The following is a 21,423-nucleotide window of genomic DNA, read 5'->3' as shown; positions in this document are numbered from 1 at the left end:
GCAAAAAAAGAAACCACAGATGTGATTTCTTCAAAAGTTGACCTGAATTTAAAAAACTTCATCGTACATCGCGCGACCCGGAAGCGGATCGGCGAGCGAGGCCCAATCAGTTTCATCCCGCTGAACGAGGCAGGCATCGAATTGTGCTTCAAGCCGTTTTTGATCCAAACCAATCCCGATCAGGACGAGTTCCGTCCGGCGATCCGCTTGCGTCTCGAACCGTCCGGCGTATTCCATATTCGACGCATATCCTGCCTGATGAAACAAGAGTGCCACTTCCGGTCGTGTCGCGAGGAACAAAAATCCTTTCGCGCGGACGATTGTTTCCGACCACGTCTCAATCAACGCAAGCAGGCGCTCCGGATGAAACGGGACCTCCCGCCGATAAACAAAGGATTGAATCCCGTATTCTTCCGTCTCCGGGACATGTTCCTCGGCATTGAGCTCACGGATCCAACCGGCACTTCCTGCCGCCTGCTCAAAATCAAATAAATCGACATCAAGAATTGCTGCCGGGTCGACTTGTCCGTAGGTCGTCTCGATCAGTTTCGCCACCGGGTTCAGTGCTTTCAAATAACGAATGACTTCGATACATTCTTCCGCCGTCAGTCGGTCCACCTTGTTCAAGAGAAGGATATCCGCAAACTCGACCTGGTCGACGAGCAAGTCAACGACTTCCCGGACGTCCTGTTCATCAACTGCCTGTTGCCGTTCAATTAGTGATTCGCCGGACTCAAAATCTTTCAGGAAACTGTACCCGTCGATGACCGTCACCATCGCATTGATTTTCGTCGCGTCGGTCAAATCGATTTGGCTGTCTTCATCGACGTACGTAAACGTTTGGGCAACCGGAATCGGTTCCGAGATCCCGCTTGATTCGATGACGATGCCATCCAGATCGCCTTGGTCGACGAGGCGACGGACTTCAACTAATAGATCATCACGAAGCGTACAACAGATGCAACCGTTCGATAACGTCACGAACGACTCCTCCGTCCTTGAAAAGCCGGCCTTTTCAATCAATGCCGCATCGATATTGACTTCACTCATATCGTTGACGATGATGGCGAGCTTCCGCCCTGCCCGATTATGTAATAAGTGATTCAAGACTGTTGTTTTTCCTGCACCAAGATAACCGGACAGGACCGTGATCGGAATGCGTGACATGTAAATCGTCTCCTTTATAAATCGTAATGATTACGTTTTAAATAGTAACGATTCCGATTTAGACTGTCAAGTCCCGAAAAATTAAAAAAGTCACGACAACGACAGTCCGTTCAATCAAAAAACGTCGTCCGGATCAACTGGACGATTCTTTCGGCAGCCTCTTTTGAAAAACCGGCAATCGTGTAATGGTTCGTATTCGCAATCAGATGGAATCTCGCATCCGGCAAACTATCGGCAAACCGTTCATGAGCTGCATTGATCCGTTTCGTCAAATCTTTGTTCAGCCATTTTTCAGGCATCCCGCCCGCCCAATCGGAAGCTGACAATACAAGAACCGGCGGCGTCACGTGCGGGACGAGCTGCAGAATCTGCTGATTGTTGTGTGCGACGGTGTCCCACTCGTCAAGCGTGCCCCGCCAGTGATGCGTCCGGCTCAACTGCCGCCACAGGGGGACACGGTCCGCTTCCGGAAGGCTTTTGAACATCCGCGCCCCGAGATTGTCCGGAATCAACCAGGCGAGGGGACGGATATGACTGAGGACATACAAAAAACGGTTCCACTTTTCCTGCATCCGCTCATACCAGTCCGGTAGTTCAACATCGACTTCCGGATGTGACGGATCGAGCAAGACGATGCCAACCGTCTCGTCCGGACGACGGCGCCCGAGTTCGAGCGAGATATAGGCACCGAGCGAATGACCGATGAACAGAAACGGTCCGTCAATTGTGAGTACATCCAGGACGCGTCCGAGTTCAGCCGCCTGCTGACTAAAAAATCGTTTCGTTTTGCCGCGCGAGGACTTGCCGTACCCGAGCCGTGAATATTCAAAGACACGTCCGAGCTGCAATAACTCGCCGCGCAACCAGCCCCACTGGTGGTGGTTCGACATCATCCCGTGATCAAGGATGAATGTGACTTCGCCCGTTCCCGTCAAGCGGGTGTCAAACCGTCCGTCAACCGTCTCAACAATCCGTTCCACTTTAATCCCCCCCCTTATTCAAATAACGCCAGCTCGATATCGTACCCGAGCAGATTTAAGTAATCAAATAATTGTGACCGGTGATGATACAAGTGGACGGCTGCTTCCATCAACCAACCGGACGAACTGTCTCTGACGCCCCAGTAGGTCGGTTCCGTCGCAAAACCACCCGCCAGCCGGTCTTGATAGTACTGCCACGACTGGTCCAAGCGGTCGACAAGCTGACCGGTCGGCACCGGGATCGCATAAAACTGCGCCATCTCCTCTGCCGTCGCGCCGGTCGCAATCCGCAAATCCGCTTCGAGCAACACGGCAAGATGGGCGGCGACTTCATACACGGACCGCTTCCCCGCAATCGGTTGCTTCTGCCAATCGTCCGGTTGAATCACTTCCATCAATCGGCTTGTCGTCCGGACACCAACGGCGACGTGCCGTTGTAACGCCTGTTGCCACTCATCCACGGGACCACCATGTGAGCGCCCGGTGTTCCATTTCTTTGACGAACGCATCCTTACCGGCGATGTAGGCACTGATGTCGACCGGATGCTGCTTCGCCAGTTGTTCCTTGATGTCGCTGTAAGCTGTCGCTTCTTGCGGATGCTGCCGTAAGTAATCGCGAAAGACGACATGACGCCTGATTTCCGGACTGCCGTCCGCATAGAGATGGATGTGATGCGTCCGCGCATCGCCGCCTTTGCGGTAGTAACGCCGTCCCGGCATGCCGAACTCGCCCATGACTTCGTAACCGAGTGCTTCCATCGCCGTGTCGAACGACTCACTCTCACCCAGCGTATCGACGACCGGTAAGATGTCGATAATCGGTTTTGCCGACAGTCCCGCGACCGATGTACTGCCGATATGATGGACGGCGCGCAACCGTTGCCCGAAAATCGTCCGCAGTTGTGCCGCTTCCGTTTCAAACATTTCTGCCCATACCTCTTGATACGGTGTAACGATGACTTGTCTCATACCAATCCTCTCCTTTGTTATTTAGTATGCCAGTTCTTTAAGCAAAACAAAACGACCTCAAGCGTGCGAGGTCGTTTTCGTTCGGTTATTTTTTCGTGATGAAGTAACGGGATTGATCGAGACGATCCGATGCCGTATAGACATTCATCTTGTACGAACCTGTCGCAAGACCCGTCCGCATTTTCAAGACGTAGTTGCCGTGGTTGTCGGCGACATCTTGAGCAATCAATCGATAGCCGCTGCTTGTTTTTTCGAACAGACGGACGATTTGACGTTTTTCGACTTTGCCCGTCAACGTCTTTTTACCTGTCCATTTTTTGACCGGGTAGGTGTTTTTAATCGTGAATGATGCTTTTTTCGTGACTTTGTGCGAGATATCCGTCGATTTGACCGTGTATGTCCCTGTCGTCAAACCGTTTTTGACTGGAATCTTAAAGCCGCTCGCTGTCGTTTTTGCTTTGGCAATTTTTGTCGACCCTTTGTACAGCGTGACATCAAGTCCTGCTGTCGCTTTACCCGTCAAGACCGTCGAACCGTAGACGGCTGATTTTTTATCGATCGCCGGTGTCGCGACGAAGCCTGTTCCGACCGTGACGGTTGCTGATTTCTTCATGAATCCGAGTTCCGAGACGACCGTCAGTTTGTCACGGAGCTTGACCGGACGAACCGTTACCGCATAGTTCCCTGCTTCGTCAGCAGTCGCCGTTCCGAGAACCGTCGTTCCGAGTTTGACCGTAATCTTCGCTCCGGCAACAGCTGTTCCTGTGACGACTTTCGCCCCTGGTTTGACGGTTGCGACGTTAACATTGAAGTTTTTCATCGGCACGTTCATTTCGAACTTCAGGAATGTTCCCGTTTCACCGGCACGTGTCACACCTGTATTCGTGATACCTTCGTAACGTTTCGTATATGTTGCTGCCGCTTCCGCTGAATCGAAGTTGACCGTCATCGGTTTACTGGCAACGAGCGACCAGTTCGCATCGGCCTTATAGTCGACCGGCTGTTTGGCTTGGATGAAGTCTGAGATGACGTTCCGTGTTTCGTACGCTGACTTGTAGACGATGTTTTTTCCGCCACCAAGACCCGGGAACGACGCACTGCCTGCACGGTAGTTGTTTGTCGCGACGAGGAATTCCTGCTCATCCGTGATTTCCTTGCCTTCGTACTTGATGTCTTGGACACGACTCGCATCCGCGTTGACGACGACGCCGTTGTAGTCATACTTCGCCGGTTTCGTAATGTCGATTTCATACGTCAATCCGTCGAGGATATCGAAGTTGTAGCTGCGGAAATCCTTGTTCAATAAATCGGTTTGTTCGCCTGATACTTCATTAAATTGACCGGCCGACATCTCGAGCCAGTTCTTGACGTCTTTGCCCGTCACCTTGACGACTTCAAGCGTGTTCGGATAGACATATAGATCGGCGACGTTCTTCAGTGCGATCGGGCCTTTTTTAATCAACGTGTAATCTGCTGCGTTGACTTGATTGCGTCCGCCCGTTTTGAATGGTGCACCGGCAGATAAGAGTGGCAAGTCTTTATATTTCGCGAGTTCCGCATTGTCTTTTAACTGTTTTTCGACGTACCATTTTTGAGCGTTCGTGACGAACTGGACCGAGTCATCATCTTGGACGAGTGCAAAGAAACTTTGGATATCGTCGTTGATCGTTCCGACTTCCTGACGGATATAGTCGAGTGTTCCTTGATGCGACTTCTCGATCAGCTTGACCGCACCGGCGTCCGCGACCGTCTCTTTCGTGACGTCAGCGAGTTTTGCAGATGACGTATCGACCGTCCACTTGCCGTCGACTTGTTTTAATTGCAGATCGATGACACCGACATTTTTCCCTTGTGTGTTCGCCATGACGACCGGTTTTCCGTTAATCAGCCCTTTTTCGGCATCGACGTTCGGCAACTTATTGAATGCCGAGTCAGCTGCCGGGAACTTTCCGTGCTGGTGACCGGTCATCAAGACATCGATGTCAGCCAGTTTCGATAACGCATAACCGACGTTTTCATCGCCGTCTTTTTGGTCGATCGTATCCCCGATTCCGGAGTGGGCCAACGCAACGACGACGTCTGCACCAGCGTCTTTTAGTTTTTTCGCCGTCGCTTTAGCGACCGGGATGATGGCTTCCGCCGTCACTTTACCGGTTAAGTTCCCCGCGTCCCACGCCATGATTTGTGGTGTGACGACACCGAAGACGCCGACTTTGATTGTTTTCGGTTGATTGTTTTGATCCATCACTTGCCGTTCAATGATTTGATAGTCTTTTCCGTCTTCATTGTATTCCGCGACGATTGGTTGTTTCGTCACGGCGTCGAGGACGTTCGAGTTGACGAACTTGATTGAACCGCTTGAAGCACTCATCGCTGACTTCAGGAAGTCGAGTCCGAAGTTGAACTCATGGTTACCGAGCGTGACCGCGTCGTAACCGAGGTATTCCATTAATTCATACATCGGGTGTTTGCCTTTGTTGCCTTGATCGTACTGATTTTTGACATAATCCCCGAACGGCGTGCCTTGGAGTGTGTCCCCGTTATCGAACAGGAAGCTGTTCATTTCGCCGACGACGTTTTGTTGCTGTTTGATGACCGTCGCTGCTTTGACGAGACCGATTGACTCATCTTGCGCGTCTTTGAAGTAATCATAATTCATCGAGTTTGTATGTAAATCCGTTGTTTCTAGAAAACGTAGTTTGACGACACTGTCATCTGCAGCGAGTGTTTTGACTTGGATGACGGGTGCTAACATCGGTGCGATCAACGTGGTAGCGATAATAATTTTTGTAGCCTGTTTCATCTGGTTTCCCCCTAAGAAATAAATGACTGCTCAATTAATTTAACACGCTTTGATTGTAGCTTATAGCTTCTTTGAATAGGTCGGACATCCGTCTTATTTAACCTTCTTAACTAATTCCACAAACTGGCTTTACATTAACCTTGAACCTTTACAAATTTACTTGTAAAAAAGAAAACCGCTCCCCGAATTTACGGGAAACGGTTTTCACCTTTCATCTATCACCATGATGCTGTCGTTTGATTGCGTACCCGATGAAACCGGTAATCAGTGCCAGTACCGTCGCATAAAGAATCGTCGTCACCGTCGCCGTCTCTTGACTGAACCGGACGAGAGCCTCGTCCTGCCATAAGAGTGCAAACGATGTTCCCGTCAGCGAACAGATGAACCAGCTAATCAAACCGGTCGCCACAGCGAAAACGACGGGATCGTATAATTTGTTAAAGGCCCGGATGCTGACAAGGAGATAGACGGCGAACGGGACAATCAGAAACAGCCAAAACGGGAACGGCTTGTCCTGTTCGACTTGATCAGCGGCCGCCGTTTGCCCGGCCGACCGGGCGTCCATCGCAAGGACGACATTCCGCGCTGTCCCGTAATCGACTGCGTCAAGCGTCAAACGTGTATTCGATAAATCGGGACGTTCGCCACCGATGACTGTCAACAATTGATTCGTGACGCGCTCGGCGTCGATTCGGTTGACGACGTCCTCCATCGATTGTTTCAACCGCGTCACGTCGGTTTCCCCGTTCAAAAATGTCACCGGGACGTTTAATCTTGCACCAAGGACATTTGCCTTGTAGGTCACTTGACTGCCGTGCATCAAATCATACCAGCCGTCACTGCCTGCGTTTAAACTCGAAACAGTCAACCAGGTCCGGGTCGAGGCGTCCCCCTCATATTTCGCTTCATCCGTCACCGTAAAGAACAGTTGTGCACTACTTGCGACCATCAGGATAATGATCGCAGCACGGGCCGCGGCTGACATACCGGACAGTTGTCGTGGATAAAACGCGAGATAAAATAGACCTGTCAAAAAGAGTAAAATGAAGATTCCGTTCCAGACGGTCGCTTGATCAATTGTCAGCACATCAATGCCGAGTGCTGTGTTGAACGTAAATGCAAACAAGACGAAACTCGCCGCTAAAAAGCTGACTGTTCGAATCGTCCAGGTCACACGCGTTGCGCCGATCCGTAAAACTAAGAATAAGATTAGGAATAGACCGATTCCGAAAATCGATAAAAAGGGACTTCCATATTCGGCGCGGAAGGACAGGGGTTCCAAGACTTGATTGAGATCGATTCCGAAAATCGATAAGATGTTCCCTGTATCATTTGCGCCAATCAGTTGATTCGTCAATCCCTCTTTGACGGCTTCCGGCAACGTGACAGCCATTCCGCTGATGAAAAACAGGAGGAATACGAGGGTCAATTCCAATGTCGTCCACGAGACATCCGCGTCCTGCATCAGTTCGACGAACGCCTGGTAATCGGCAGATTTCTCGATTTGTTGGACGAGAACGGTCATGACACCGAACAGGACGAGAAAACCAATACAAGCGAGTCCTATACCAAACAAGATATTGCGTAACATATGCGAGCGTTCCTTTCGCTGTTGCCTCCGCTCCATAAAAGCGCCTCCCCTTGACTAGATTGTTTGTATAGTTATTCCTGTTCCGGGTGATTTGAAAACGAATCTTCTGCAGTAAATCCAAAAAGTAGCCCGTTCATGACGAACGGGCTACTTCCCTGACTCCGACTCTGGTTGGCAGGAACGCTTAGTTTACGATTTTTTTCACGTCCGACTCCCCACCTGAGCTAAACCAAAGTGTTCCCGAAGCGTAGTCCCTTGATAGGCTTCTCTAAACAACCCTCTTTTTTGCAGTTCAGGAACGATCAGATCTACAAAATCCTCTAAGCTTGACGGGAGTGACGGCGGCATCAGATTGAATCCGTCTGCGATACCCATTTCAAACCAAAGCTCCATCTGATCGACGATTTCTTCCGGTGTACCTATCAGTGTCAGGTGTCCCCCACCAGCTGCCAGATAACCTAACAGTTCTCTTAGTGTAGGCTTTGTATCATCGATGATTTCAAGAATCGTTTTATAGCGTCCGACCGGTCCTGAAAACGCATCGACAGGCGGTAAGGACGGCACCGCTTTGTCAAGATCCCAATCAGAACAGTCCTGTTGCAAAAAGAAACTCAGTTGCTTCAAGGCATTCGCGACCGGTAATTTTTCATCCAGTTCGGCTTTCTTCGCCAGCGCCTCTTCCCGGGTTCGACCGACGTATGTAACCAATCCTGGAAAGATTTTAATCTGCCGCTCCGGTGACTCACTTTCTTTGATTTGTTTCTGTAGACTTTCCCGGAATGCTTTCGCTTGCTTTACATTCCACGACACCGAATAGACGGCATCCGCGTGCTTTGATGCAAGTGCAATCCCTTGGGCAGATGCACCCGCCTGCATTGCCACCGGCTTCCCTTGAGGACTACGCGGTGTAGACGAAGGACCTTTTACGTTGAAGTAGGTCCCGCTATGATGGAATGGTTGAATCTTTTCAGGATCAATTAACCGGTTGTCCGTCCGGCTCGAAAGGAAATCAGCTCGATCCCAGGATAAAAATAATTTTTCCATTACAGACGCAAATTCATCCGCCTTTTGATACCGTTCGTCCCTTGCAGGGAGCCTATCCATACTATGGTTTAACGCTTCCCAGTCCGTCATCGACGTCACCAGGTTCCAGCCGACACGCCCGTTCGTCACGTGATCAAGGCTTAACAGTTGTCTCGCCGCTGTATACGGATTTGAAAACGTACTCGATATCGTTGAAACTAACCCGATATGATGGGTTACTTGAGAAATAGCGGTTAAATTGATTACAGGATCGAGCCAAAAGGCAGGTAGTTCAGTTGCGTTTGCAGCAGGAAAAGATTGATTGTCAGCAAAAAATACAGCATCCAGGCAACCCGCTTCCGCTAGTTGAGCCAATCGCTGATAATAACCGCTCTCCCCGATTTCTTCAATCGTAGAATCCGGCATTAACCATGCCGCTTGATGATGGCCACAGCCGTACAATAAAACACCGATGTTTAACTGCTTCGTTTTCGTCATCTTTAGGTCCCTGACTCCTTTCTCCTGAGCGCTGACATCAGTTCATCGTCAATCCGCCATCTACGGTTAGATTTTGACCAGTAATGCCAGAGGCGGCTTCTGACGCTAAAAAGGCGACCAATTGCGCCACCTCTTCCGGCGTCGTCACTCTTTTTAACGGAGTTGATTGGGCAATTAAATCGAATACTTCAGCAGTCGTCACAGCACTGGCATCCGTCACTTTCAACAAGCCGCCGGAGACGACATTCACGTTTATGCCGTACTGTCCTAGCTCTGATGCAAGATTACGCGTAAAGCCGATCAACCCTGCTTTTGCCGTCGTATATTCGTGATAGGGAACTACCGGGTTTTGATACAGATTCGTGCCGATGCTGATGATGGTGCCGCTATTTCGTTCAATGAACTGCGGCAGGACACTTTGCACGACGTGGAACGCTGCTTTCAACGTGCCATCCAACTGTTTTTGATAATCTTCCCATTCCAAATCGATGAATGATTTTTGAGCGCGCGGATCGAACTTAAAATCGACTAAGGCATTATTGATTACGACATCGATTTGTTCGTAATGAGCTGTCGCTAACTGCATCAATGTCTCGACGTCTTCTCGCTTCGTGACATCCGCATACAGGGCAATGGCATGTTCTGCACCGAGCTCATTTACGAGGTCCTCTGCCGCATCCTTGCTCTTATAATAATTAATCACAACTTTAAACCCGTTGTTCACCAATACTCTTGCAATCGTCGCGCCAAGTCCCCGACTGCTTCCCGTCACTAACACTGTTCTGTTCACTGTCTTCCACTCCTTCATCGTCTTTTGCAACTTAAATAGCGAAGTCGTAAACAAAAAAAGCGCAACTCTCCAAAAGGAAAGTTGCGCACGTCTAAATAATCACATAACAAAAAACCGACAGACTGGTCTTCGCTCGTTTATTAGAGTCTACACTTCCCTACGCTAGTACGAACTAGTTCAGGTTCAAAGGGTTTGAGTATTTACTCATCTCAGTTTAGTAACACCCCTAGTGATTCTATTCAAGTTACCTTCACTTTAGCGGTCTTAGAAATATCTGTCAATAATGACAGGACAGTTTTGTCGGTGTCTCTTTCGATTACGAACGAAAGCCTTGCCTCCGTCGACCGGAAGCAAGGCTCTTTTGATTGCCATGATTTATTTCTCTGTTATACGCCTTCGTAGGCAAGTTCCATGATGTTCCGAAGTTCCGTCACGAGCGGCATTTTCGGATTCGCTGTCGTACATTGATCCTCGAATGCATCGACTGCCATCTTGTCGAGTTTTGCTTCAAAGTCGGCTTTTTTGATGCCTTGGGCTTTGAATGACATTTTGATGTTCAACTGTTGTCCGAGTTCTGTGATCGCTTGGATTAGTGATTCGACACCTTGTTCCGTCGTCGCTGCCGGTAGTCCGAGATAACGCGCGATTTCTGCGTACCGTTCATCAGCGATGAATGATTCATATTTCGGGAACGAAGCAAGTTTCGTCGGTTTCGCTGCATTGTAGCGGATGACGTGTGGCATCAGAATTGCATTCGTCCGACCGTGTGGCGTGTGGAACTCCCCACCGATTTTGTGTGCGATCGAGTGGTTGATTCCGAGGAAGGCATTGGCAAACGCCATTCCGGCCATCGTTGACGCATTGTGAACTTTTTCGCGTGCTTCGGCATCGTCACCATTCGCATAAGCGCGTGGCAGGTAATCGAAAATCATCTTGATCGCTTTTAATGCCAGTCCGTCCGTATAGTCGTTCGCGAGGACAGAGACGAACGCTTCCGTTGCGTGTGTCAAGACGTCCATTCCGGTGTCCGCCGTGATTGATGCCGGGACCGTCATGACGAATTCCGGATCGATGATCGCGACATCTGGTGTTAACGCATAGTCAGCAATCGGATACTTGACGTTTTTCTCTTTATCCGTGATGACGGTAAACGGTGTGACTTCAGATCCTGTTCCGGACGTCGTCGGAATGGCGACGAACTTCGCTTTGTTACCAAGCGCCGGGAATTTATAAGCCCGTTTCCGGATATCGAGGAACTTTTGACGTAAGTTCGAGAACGTTTCGTTCGGTTGCTCGTAGAAGAGCCACATGCCTTTCGCTGCATCCATCGCTGATCCGCCACCAAGGGCGATGATCAAGTCCGGTTTGAAGTCGCGCATCGCTTGCGCTCCTGTCTGAACCGTTGCAACCGATGGATCCGGTTCGACTTGGTCGAAAATCCGGTAGCTGACGCCTGCCGGTAAGTTGCGGATGACTTTATCCGCGTAGCCGAACTCGACCATCGCTTGATCGGTGACGATCAATGCCCGGGAGACATCTTGAATCGATTTCAAGTATTGGACTGAATTTTTTTCAAAGAAAATCTTTTCCGGTACTTTGAACCACTGCATGTTCACGCGTCGTCTCGCCACCTTCTTGACATTGAGTAGATGTTTCGCCGTTACGTTTTCAGAGACGGAGTTTTTCCCGTAAGAGCCGCAACCGAGTGTCAGTGATGGTGTCAATTCGTTATACAGATCACCAATCCCACCGTGTGCTGACGGGCTGTTGACGAGAATCCGGCAGGCTTTCATCCGCATTCCGAATGCCGTCATCAAGTCGTCATTCGTCGTGTGGATGACTGCCGTATGACCGAGGCCACCGATTTCAAGCATCCGTTCGGCGACATGGAACGCATCTTCCGTTGATTGGACGCTATACGCACCAAGGACAGGGCTTAGTTTTTCGTGTGAGAGGGGTTCTTCTGAGCCGACTTTTTCAAGTTCTGCGACAAGCATGACGGTATTGCTCGGGACGTCGATGCCGGCTTTTGCTGCGATCCAGGTTGCCGGTTTCCCGACGATGTCGGCATTGACGGCACATGTATCGGTTTTGATGACGAGCGCTTCGAGACGTTTTTTCTCATCTGCTGTACAGAAGTAGCAACCGAGTGCTTCCATCTCCGCCCGAACTTCCGCGTAGATTTCCTGATCGATGATGACCGCTTGCTCCGATGCACAAATCATGCCGTTATCAAACGTTTTGGAGAGGACAAGGTCACTGACGGCACGTTTGATTTTCGCTGTTTTTTCGATGTAACATGGAACGTTCCCTGGTCCGACACCGAGTGCCGGTTTTCCTGTTGAATAGGCTGATTTGACCATGCCGGCTCCGCCGGTCGCAAGGACCATCGCGATATCCGTATGGTTCATCAAGACTTTTGTTGCTTCGAGTGACGGTTGTTCGACCCACTGGATGCAGTCACGCGGTGCGCCTGCTTTGACAGCCGCGTCACGTAATGTTTTCGCTGCTTCGAGTGAGCAGTTTTGCGCTGACGGGTGGAAGGCGAAGATGATCGGGTTTCGTGTTTTAATCGCGATCAACGCTTTGAACATCGTCGTTGATGTCGGATTCGTCACAGGTGTGACGCCACAGACGACACCGACCGGTTCTGCGATATATGTTAGTCCGTTTTGAACATCTTCTTCTAAGATGCCGACCGTTTTTTCTTCACGGAGACTGTTATAGATATATTCCGTCGCAAACATATTTTTAATCATTTTATCTTCAAAGACACCACGTCCTGTTTCTTCTACGGCGAGTCGTGCCAGTTCAACGTGACGTTCGAGGCCGGCAAGCGCCATGTCACGGACGATCGTATCGATTTTCTCTTGATCAAATGTTAATAATTCTTGTAATGCAGTTTGACCTTTTGCAACGATTTTATTGATCGTTTGTTCGACAGGTGATACGTCTTGTTTGATTTTTTCTTTGACAGCCATGTTTGGTTTCCTCCCTATTTTGGAACGAATCTGAGTCTGCATTTCCCTACTAGATGTTAGGAATGCCAAGCTGATATTCAATAGTTTGTGCTTTCCTTCACAAATCAATCATACCGCCTTTCTGATGATTTGTGCATGACCATCCTGTGAACTATTTCACATCAATGAAAACGTTCTCATTCTCAAAAGGTGTTGTCGGACAAGGCATCCTTTTTGAATCCCTTGCCTGTGACTTTTCTCACAGCACCTATTTTCTTTGCTTGTCTGACGGACAAAACATCGTGTAATCTATTAAAAGATACATATTTATTTGTTTTGAAGGAGGAAGTTTCATGACAATCGTCAATCAAATGCTTGCGTTCAACGAACAATTCGTCGAAGAAAAACAATACGAACAATTCATCTCGGATAAATTCCCTGATAAAAAGGTCGTGATCTTAACGTGTATGGATGCCCGCTTGACGGAACTCCTCCCGCACGCGCTCGGTCTGAAAAACGGCGATGCGAAGATCATTAAAAATGCAGGGGCGGTTCTGTCACACCCATTCGGTTCCGTCATGCGCTCGATCCTCGTCGCCTTGTACGCACTCGGGGCGGAAGAAGTCATCGTCATCGGTCACCACGACTGCGGCATGAGTACGATCGATCCGGCAAACATGATTGCCGAGATGGAAGGACGTGGCATCAATCCGCAAGTCTTGCAGACACTCGAAGCATCCGGCGTCGACTTGAAACAATGGTTACGCGGGTTTACGTCAGTCGAAGAAAACGTCGGCCATTCCGTCGGTCTGATTAAAAACCATCCATTATTACCACCGGGCACGAACGTCCATGGACTCGTCATCGACCCCGGCACAGGGAAACTCGACCGCGTCGATTGCTAAACCTGTCTTTATATAGTAGAAAGGAGGTACGACCGACACCGGTCGTGCCTTTTCATGTTTTTTTCTTGACAGCAAAAAGAACGGTCTGTATGATACTTTAGTATAGTACAGTGATACCAAAAGAAAGTGTGGTTTTAAAGTTATGTTCAATGCTGTTGTTTTAGCCGTCATCCTGTTATTTGTCTTAGCCATCTTCCGTGTCCACATCGTCCTCGCGATGGTCATCAGCGCTCTCGTCGGTGGATTGCTCGGCGGTCTTGGTTTAACGAAAACGATTGAAAGCTTTTCGGGCGGCCTTGGAGCCGGCGCAGAAATTGCCCTCAGTTATGCCTTGCTTGGTGCGTTCGCCGTCGCCCTGTCGAAAACAGGTTTGCCGGACGCCCTTGCGCACAGTTTAATCGCTCGCTCAAAAGGAAGTGCCAATGCGACGTCGGTCAAGAAGTTAAAAGGGTTCATCATGTTCGCGATTTTATTACTCGCAATCAGTTCACAAAACGTCTTGCCGATTCACATCGCCTTCATTCCGATCATCATCCCGCCGTTACTCGGTCTGTTCAATGATTTGAAGATTGACCGGCGCCGGATGGCCATCATCATGACGTTTGGTCTCGTCACACCGTATATGTTTTTACCAATTGGTTTCGGTGATATCTATCTCAATCAGATTCTGTTACCGAACTTACAAGAAAACGGGATGGACACCGCTGGCGCATCGGTCATCAAAGCGATGGCAATCCCGGCGCTCGGGATGTTGTTCGGATTGTTACTCGGTCTATACAATTACCGGAAACCGCGTGAATATGAGATGCGGAACATCGCACCTGACGATTACGAGATTCCCGTCGTCACGAAATCCAAATTATTACTGAGTTCAATTGTCGTCATCGCGACGCTCGTCGTCCAGTTGACGACGGAATCGATGATCATCGCAGCGACAACCGGCCTCCTGCTCTTCCTCGTGTTACGACTCGTCCGCTTCAGTGAAGCAGACGATGTCATCACACGCGGTATGCGGATGATGTCGTTCATCGGATTCGTCATGATTTCAGCGAACGGCTTCTCAAACGTTTTACGTGAGACAGGTGATATCGAACCACTCGTCGAAAACTCAAAATCGTTGATGGGGGATTCGCAGCTCGTCGCTGCCTTCGTCATGTTATCGATCGGACTTCTCGTCACGGTCGGAATCGGTTCAAGTTTCTCGACGATTCCGGTCATCGCCGCCATTTTCGTCCCGCTTTGCATCCAGTACGGATTCAGTCTCGAGGCGACAATTGCCATCATCGGAACAGCCGGTGCACTCGGTGACGCCGGTAGTCCGGCAAGTGATTCAACACTCGGACCGACGAGCGGATTGAATGCTGACGGACAACACGATCACATGCGTGAAACGGTCATTCCGACATTCTTACACTACAACTTACCATTGTTGATTTTCGGTACGATCGCTGCCGTCATTCTTTAATGAAGAAATCATCTCGTTTTAACGACGGGATGATTTTTTTCTTTCCATTTCGCGCGGACTTCTCTAAAATGAAGGGATGAAGTGCAATTAAAGGAGTGTGGAACGTGTTATCTAGCGTCGTCAATACCGTCTTACTATATTTAGCTGACTTAGGTTATTTCGGAATCGCGCTTGGCTTGATGATTGAAATCATCCCGAGTGAGATCGTCTTATCCTATGGTGGGTTCATGATTTCTCAAGGAACGATCGGCTGGCCACTCGCTATCGTCGCCGCCGTCATCGGTGGATTGTTCTCGCAATTGTTTTTATACTGGTTCGCCCGTTACGGCGGTCGTCCCCTCATCTTGAAGTACGGAAAATATTTATTGATTACGGAACACCATCTTGATCTCGCGGAACGTTGGTTCGTCAAATACGGACAAGGTGTCATCTTCGGGGCACGGTTCATCCCCGTCGTCCGCCATGCGATTTCCATTCCGGCAGGTCTCGCCAAAATGGATCAAACAAAGTTCTCAATCTACACGATTCTCGCAATCATCCCGTGGTCGATTTTATTTCTCTATCTCGGTGAGACACTCGGAACGAACTGGCGCTCGATTAAAGACGTCGCCGCTCCCTATACGAACGGCATCTTAATCGCAGCGGTCGTCATGATCGTCTTGTACGTCGCCCTCAAGAAACGCCAACGTACGACGTAATCCGTTTACAGCCTGTCCTACTGCGACAGGCTTTTTTTAAAAGGAGTGATATCTATTGGAGACATCAAAAACCGTAACCATGCATCTGGATCGTGTCACCGCCTCACATATCCGTGGAACGCATATCGCGACGGGACTGACGATTGCCGGTCATATTCTACTCGTCGAACAAATCTACGATGAAAAACGGCACCGCCCCGTCTTGCATGTCCATCGGATTCATGACCAGTGGCGCAATACGATCATCATCGCCCAGGAAGACGTTGAATTCAGTTATGTCGAATCGTTTTCCGACGGACGGATCCTGCTCGTCGCCTCACGGTGCGACGACGATGTCGACGGATCATGGTTACCGAATGCTTTTATTTACGATCAAGTCGGTCATCTGATTGACAGTTATTGTCTCGACGACGGAATTCAAAATGTCCAAGTCGATGAGCGTGACCACATTTGGGTCAGCTATTTCGATGAAGGCGTCTTTGCTGACGCCGCGACCAATTCAGTTGGATCGTTCGGTCTCGTCGCTTTTAACGACCAGGGGAAAGTCGTCTTTAAAAATCGCGACTATCCTATCGATGACTGTTACGCAATGAACGTCTCGTCAGCGAATGATGTCTGGTTCTTTTATTACTCCGACTACCGGATCGTTCAACTGCAAGGAGGAACGAGTCAGGCGTTCCTCGCACCGAAACGGCCGTTCACGGATTTTGCTATCCATAAGGACTATCTCGTCTCGACGGATAATACGCAGACCCACGTCTTACAGCAACAAGGAAAACGGTATGTCGAGCAAGGACGGATGTCCTTCATGTCGGAGCAGGATGAACGCTTGTCCGGAACCATCAAGATGCGGAAGAATCAAATTGTGTTGACGACAGATACACGTCTTTACACAGGAAAATTAAATGATTTAAGTTTCAGAACAGTATAAAACACCTCGAATTCGAACAGTTTTTTTGTTCGAATTCGAGGTGTTTTTCATTATTTTTTGAGTGCACCTCGCGCGTTGAGTGCTGCAAATACAACCATTGCGAGACTGAGGACGAGGGCAACGGCGAGCCCTTGCGCAAAAGCCGTCCAATCAATCGTACTTCGCAGTAGGACCGCCCGCATCCCTTCCATGATGTAGGTCGTCGGGTTAATCGTCGCAGCAATCTTTAACCATTCTGCCTCAATCAAGTCTTTCGGGACGAACGTCGTCGATAGGAATATCAACGGGAAAAATAATAAGGTCCCGGCCTGCGCCGCCTGTGCATTGCGTGTTTTCAGGGCGACCCCGACCGAATAGCCGGCAAAGGCGAGCCCGAAGCCGAGCGCAAGGATGATCGTCAAGAAAAATCCGGCGGCTCCGGCTGGAATCGATAGTCCGAGTAAAAAGCCCATGCCGAAGATTAACAACGTCTGGACGAACAACTGTAACATCCCCGCAAGCATCGGTCCGAGGACGATCGCCGTCCGCGAAACCGGCGTCAACAGCAACCGTGCGAAGTAACCGCTCTCGATATCTTTGACGAGCGCCTGCCCGGCACCCCCTGCCCCACCGACTGCACCGGAGACGATTGAGACCGGCAAGATGAAGTTCAAGTAATCAACGCCGCCGAACTGGGGCAGACTCGAGATGCCGGATAATCCGCTCGTATAGACGAGCAGGAAGAAAACGCTGATGATTAAATTCGGGATGAATGAGAACGGATTCCGTAACGTCACGAGTAAACTGCGTTTTGTCAAAATCAAGGTTTCCCGCCACATGTCACTTGTCCTCCTTATACGCTTGACCGGTCAACTGAATGAAAACATCATCGAGTGACGGCTGTTTGACGACAAGCGATCGTGCTGTCAGCTGATGGTCATCCAAATAGCGGACGACTTGTTTGAGCGTCTCTGTTCCATCCGACGGCAGCAGAACGGTCTCTTTTTCAATCCGTCCCGAAAATGCCGCTCGAAACGCTTCACTGGCGGATTCGTCTTCAAGGACAACTTCAATTCGTTCAGCTCCGTTCATCGCTTTCAGTTCTGCCGCTGTTCCTTCGGCGATCAACTTGCCGTCATTGATGATCGCGATCCGGTCCGCCAGCTGATCCGCTTCTTCCAAGTATTGTGTCGTCAAGAAAATCGTCGTCCCGTATTCTTCATTCAAGCGCCGGACTTCCGTCCAAATCTGTAACCGGCTTGCCGGATCAAGACCCGTCGTCGGTTCATCGAGAAACAGGACGGTCGGTTGGTGAACGAGCGTCAGTGCCAAGTCGAGCCGCCGCTTCATCCCGCCGGAATACGTCCCGGACCGGCGTTTGCCATCTGCTGCTAAACCAACAAGCTCCAATAATTCATGGGCTCGTTCGACTGCTTTCTCTTGGGAAAAACCGAACAACTTTCCTTGCAGTACGAGCAACTCCTGCCCCGTCAAATCATTATCGATACCTGTTTCCTGCAGAGCGACGCCGATTTGGAGCCGGACGTTTTTTTGATCACGTTCGATATCGTATTGATTAATCGTCGCGTGACCGGACGAGACGGCAATCAACGTCGTCAGCATTTGAACCGTCGTCGACTTGCCGGCACCGTTCGGTCCAAGAAAAGCAAAAATCTCTCCTTTTTTTACGTGAAACGATATCTGGTCGACTACTTTTTTCCCGTTGTACTCCTTCGTCAACTGTTCTACTTCAATCACGGTCATCCGTCCTTTCTGCACTAAGACCATCTTTACGTTGCTTCATTACCTTTACCCCCTTTTGAAGCACAACAACGGGCAAACCCCAAATGGATTTGCCCGTTGCTTTGATTCTCTATACCACGTCGTGTGCGACCGAAGCGACACACCACTTGTCTTTTAATTGCGCAATCCGTTGTTTTCCTTCATAGGAGTTCATCCAAAGATTCATGACATCCAGGACTTCCGTTTGCCGATCTTGAATGAGATAACTTTTTTCGGCCGGAATCCATTTTTCCTTAATTTTCGGGGCACCTAACCGGACATCAAGCGATGCGTAATAAATCGCTTCGACGGTATCCGTGATCATGACATCCACTTCTCCCGTCGCGACTGCCGCCGGAATTGCCAAATTATCCGCATACATGACGATATGCGCCTGATCAAACGTCTGCCGGACAAACTGTTCATTTGTACCGCCCGGATTCAAGCCGATTGTCACATCGGGACGATTGATTGTTTCGATTGATGTCAACACATCGAGATCGGAAGCGCGGACAAGAGGTGTCTTTTGAAACGATAGATAGCTTTTCGTGAAGTCGCCGACGATCTCCCGTTCGATGTTCTTCGTGACGCCGCCAACGACCATATGGAATTTCCCGGCACGTAAGTCACGTGTCAGCGTCCCCCATGTCGTCGGGACGAATTCGACTTCCAGTCCGGCTTTCTCGGCAAACGAGCGGATGACGTCGATATCAAACCCTTCATATTGATTCGTCTGACGGTTCAAGTACGTAAACGGTTTATAATCCCCGGTCGTCCCGACGACGATCTTTTTCGTCATGAAGACGTTTTGTTTCCCGACACTGAACGAACCGGTGACATCTTTTAATCGTGTTGCTGCCAATAGACCAGAAAGCAACAGACTTCCTCCAAGTGCTAATCCTCTTTTATTCACTCTGCTCGCTTCCTCTCTCTGTCTGACGCTTTTTTCTGTGTAATACTCAAAACAGTATCATATTGCGTTATGTTATCCAAGATTTTTTTGATTATTTCGTCAAATCGGTTCCATTCGATGCGTTGTGCCAAGCCCTCTCGATTGCATTCCGGCTTACCGTTCTTCCATAATAAAAAAGAATCAATTAGCGAAATGGAGGAATGTAAGATGAGTAAAGTATTCATTATCGGAGCGAACGGGAAAGTAGGACGGCACGTCGCCAAACAATTGAGTGACTCAACTCATGAAGTCCGCGTCGGTCTGCGGTCACCTGACCAGTTTTCAGACTTTGAAGCACTCGGACTGACTCCTGTCCTGCTTGATCTCGAGCAGAACATGGCATCGATCCAGGACGCACTCGGAGATAGCGACGTCGTCATCTTCACAGCGGGATCCGGCGGACACACCGGTGCCGATAAGACGATGTTGATTGACTTAGACGGTGCCGCTAAATCAATTGCGGCAGCCGAGCAACAAAACGCAAAACAATTCATCATGGTCAGTGCCTTGAACGCCGATTCGCCGGAGACTTGGTCTGACAGCATGAAACCGTATTATGTCGCAAAACACTATGCCGACCGGTTGTTACGTGACAGCAAACTCAACTATACGATTTTGCGTCCCGGCGGTTTATCGGACGATGCCGGAACAGGTGCCGTCACGACTGATCCGTCTGATGCGGATACAAAATCAATTGCCCGCGAAGATGTCGCAGCCGTCATCGTTGCTTCAATCGGACAAGAAACGGCATCCCGTCAAACGATCACACTCCTCGAAGGCGAAACACCAATCGCTGACGTATTTGCATAAAACGAAAAGCGAGCGACCCCGATTCCGGAGGTCGCTCGTTTTTTCATGACGCTTGTTTCACTTCAACGATGTGTGCTTGTTCGCGACGGATTGCCGTTACGATCAACGTAATGCCTAACGTCACAATTAAAATGATTACCAGGTTAAAGGCATACTTCGAGATATCTCCATCAAAGTAAATTAATCGTGTCAGTCCTGCGACTGCATTCGGGACGGGAAGAAACTGACCGAGCGACTGATAGAACGGTGCGAGCATCGATGGTGGCACGATATTTCCTGCCGTCATCAACTGGAACGGAATCAACGCGACGTTGACGAGCGGCGCGATTGGTCCAAATATTGCAAAGTTCATTTGCGTGACACTGATACAGGCTGCTGTTAATAAGACTTGGAATCCCCAGACTTTTAAAAAGGATGCTGCACTATCCGAGAACAAGAAGGCAATCGTTACCATGACGAGTGGAACGACGACAAGAACGATGCCATGCAACAATTGTTTACTCCAAAAGAGCGACCACTTTTGATGTTGCTTCTGAAGAATTTGCGTCACGAGATTAAACTGAATCCCCATCGTCATGACAGCGATGTAAATGACGAAGCCAAGGATGATCGGTAACATCGACGTCGAGAATTCTGACACGTGATGTTCGATGATGATATCGGATGTGAACGGGACGTCTCCATTCAGTTGATTGACGATTTGTCCCGCTCCCTGTTTCAAGATTCCATTAGCGAACTCTGCATTGGCTTGGTTGACGTGGAACGTCAAGTGCCGTTCATTCGTCAAGTCGGCGACGAGGACCATTTCGACGTCGCCCTGGTCAAGTTGCTTCAGTCCGGCTTCTGTTGAATTGACTTGCGAGACGGTAAACGGACTTTCAGCTTTGAACTGTTGATAGAAGTCTGCTGAGCCTTGATCCGCCACGACCGCGACGCGTAATTGATCCAGTCGTTCCGTCGCACCCTGGTACCCTGTCATCCAGACGACGAGGAAGAGAACCGGTACGACGAGGGCGAACATCAGCCCGACTTTTGTTTGTGTGATTGCAAATACGTCTTTCATTGTCTTCATTTTTTGTATCCCCTTTTTATATGCATTGCTTATAATAGCATGTGCAAC

Annotated in this window: 18 protein-coding genes and 1 riboswitch; of the genes, 5 read left to right on the top strand and 13 right to left on the bottom strand. The window is 49.5% G+C overall.

Annotated elements, in window-relative coordinates; translation table 11 throughout:
* Positions 1–48 precede the first annotated feature (48 nt).
* The 9 genes from AC0VYQ_RS06485 to adhE form a co-directional block, all read right to left on the bottom strand.
* Positions 49–1,167 (bottom strand): GTP-binding protein, encoded by a 1,119-nt coding sequence (locus tag AC0VYQ_RS06485; RefSeq protein WP_475404516.1) that lies wholly within the window; start codon positions 1,165–1,167, stop codon positions 49–51.
* A 110-nt stretch (positions 1,168–1,277) separates the two neighbouring features.
* On the bottom strand, positions 1,278–2,147 hold the full coding sequence (locus AC0VYQ_RS06480) for an alpha/beta fold hydrolase (RefSeq protein ID WP_475404515.1): 870 nt from the start codon (positions 2,145–2,147) through the stop codon (positions 1,278–1,280).
* A gap of 14 nt (positions 2,148–2,161) precedes the next feature.
* Entirely contained in the window at positions 2,162–2,608 is a 447-nt protein-coding gene (locus AC0VYQ_RS06475) for a DinB family protein (protein ID WP_475404514.1), read from the bottom strand.
* Positions 2,601–3,116, bottom strand: coding sequence for a GrpB family protein (locus AC0VYQ_RS06470; RefSeq protein WP_475404513.1), 516 nt, complete (start codon positions 3,114–3,116; stop codon positions 2,601–2,603). Before AC0VYQ_RS06470 ends, AC0VYQ_RS06475 begins: the two co-directional genes overlap by 8 nt.
* Before the next feature lie 85 nt (positions 3,117–3,201).
* Complete coding sequence (locus AC0VYQ_RS06465) at positions 3,202–5,919, bottom strand: bifunctional 2',3'-cyclic-nucleotide 2'-phosphodiesterase/3'-nucleotidase (protein WP_475404512.1); 2,718 nt, start codon at positions 5,917–5,919, stop codon at positions 3,202–3,204.
* A 211-nt stretch (positions 5,920–6,130) separates the two neighbouring features.
* Entirely contained in the window at positions 6,131–7,546 is a 1,416-nt protein-coding gene (locus AC0VYQ_RS06460; RefSeq protein ID WP_475404511.1) for a hypothetical protein, read from the bottom strand.
* Positions 7,547–7,711: 165 nt separating this feature from the next.
* Entirely contained in the window at positions 7,712–9,031 is a 1,320-nt protein-coding gene (locus tag AC0VYQ_RS06455) for an LLM class flavin-dependent oxidoreductase (RefSeq protein WP_475404510.1), read from the bottom strand.
* Between the two features lie 37 nt (positions 9,032–9,068).
* On the bottom strand, positions 9,069–9,839 hold the full coding sequence (locus AC0VYQ_RS06450; protein WP_475404509.1) for a 3-oxoacyl-ACP reductase: 771 nt from the start codon (positions 9,837–9,839) through the stop codon (positions 9,069–9,071).
* A gap of 119 nt (positions 9,840–9,958) precedes the next feature.
* Positions 9,959–10,059, bottom strand: a riboswitch (TPP riboswitch).
* Positions 10,060–10,207: 148 nt separating this feature from the next.
* The gene (adhE, locus tag AC0VYQ_RS06445; RefSeq protein WP_159172644.1) at positions 10,208–12,802 is read right to left on the bottom strand and encodes a bifunctional acetaldehyde-CoA/alcohol dehydrogenase; all 2,595 of its coding nucleotides are present in this window, start codon (positions 12,800–12,802) and stop codon (positions 10,208–10,210) included.
* A gap of 332 nt (positions 12,803–13,134) precedes the next feature.
* On the opposite strand from adhE, the gene AC0VYQ_RS06440 reads away from it, so the two are divergent.
* The 4 genes from AC0VYQ_RS06440 (at position 13,135) to AC0VYQ_RS06425 (ending at position 16,780) form a co-directional block, all read left to right on the top strand.
* A complete protein-coding gene (locus tag AC0VYQ_RS06440; protein WP_159172645.1) occupies positions 13,135–13,686 on the top strand; it encodes a beta-class carbonic anhydrase in 552 nt (183 codons plus the stop codon).
* Between the two features lie 142 nt (positions 13,687–13,828).
* Entirely contained in the window at positions 13,829–15,151 is a 1,323-nt protein-coding gene (locus AC0VYQ_RS06435) for a Na+/H+ antiporter family protein (protein ID WP_475404508.1), read from the top strand.
* A gap of 104 nt (positions 15,152–15,255) precedes the next feature.
* Positions 15,256–15,849 (top strand): undecaprenyl phosphate transporter UptA, encoded by a 594-nt coding sequence (gene uptA / locus AC0VYQ_RS06430; protein WP_475404507.1) that lies wholly within the window; start codon positions 15,256–15,258, stop codon positions 15,847–15,849.
* A 55-nt stretch (positions 15,850–15,904) separates the two neighbouring features.
* The gene (locus AC0VYQ_RS06425; protein WP_475404506.1) at positions 15,905–16,780 is read left to right on the top strand and encodes a hypothetical protein; all 876 of its coding nucleotides are present in this window, start codon (positions 15,905–15,907) and stop codon (positions 16,778–16,780) included.
* A gap of 50 nt (positions 16,781–16,830) precedes the next feature.
* Here AC0VYQ_RS06425 and AC0VYQ_RS06420 read toward each other — a convergent pair whose 3' ends face one another.
* The 3 genes from AC0VYQ_RS06420 to AC0VYQ_RS06410 form a co-directional block, all read right to left on the bottom strand.
* The gene (locus AC0VYQ_RS06420) at positions 16,831–17,598 is read right to left on the bottom strand and encodes an ABC transporter permease (protein WP_475404505.1); all 768 of its coding nucleotides are present in this window, start codon (positions 17,596–17,598) and stop codon (positions 16,831–16,833) included.
* 1 nt (position 17,599) lies between these two features.
* A complete protein-coding gene (locus AC0VYQ_RS06415; RefSeq protein ID WP_029333452.1) occupies positions 17,600–18,523 on the bottom strand; it encodes an ATP-binding cassette domain-containing protein in 924 nt (307 codons plus the stop codon).
* A gap of 109 nt (positions 18,524–18,632) precedes the next feature.
* The gene (locus AC0VYQ_RS06410) at positions 18,633–19,454 is read right to left on the bottom strand and encodes a transporter substrate-binding domain-containing protein (protein WP_214893584.1); all 822 of its coding nucleotides are present in this window, start codon (positions 19,452–19,454) and stop codon (positions 18,633–18,635) included.
* 207 nt (positions 19,455–19,661) lie between these two features.
* On the opposite strand from AC0VYQ_RS06410, the gene AC0VYQ_RS06405 reads away from it, so the two are divergent.
* Entirely contained in the window at positions 19,662–20,303 is a 642-nt protein-coding gene (locus tag AC0VYQ_RS06405; RefSeq protein ID WP_214769612.1) for an SDR family oxidoreductase, read from the top strand.
* A 43-nt stretch (positions 20,304–20,346) separates the two neighbouring features.
* On the opposite strand, the gene AC0VYQ_RS06400 is transcribed toward AC0VYQ_RS06405, so the two are convergent.
* Entirely contained in the window at positions 20,347–21,375 is a 1,029-nt protein-coding gene (locus AC0VYQ_RS06400) for an ABC transporter permease (protein ID WP_475404504.1), read from the bottom strand.
* Positions 21,376–21,423: the final 48 nt, after the last annotated feature.

Source organism: Exiguobacterium sp. QJM3NY_9 (genome assembly GCF_056173545.1).
Note: the sequence above shows the minus strand (reverse complement) of the source record. Positions and strands in the feature narration are given on the sequence as shown.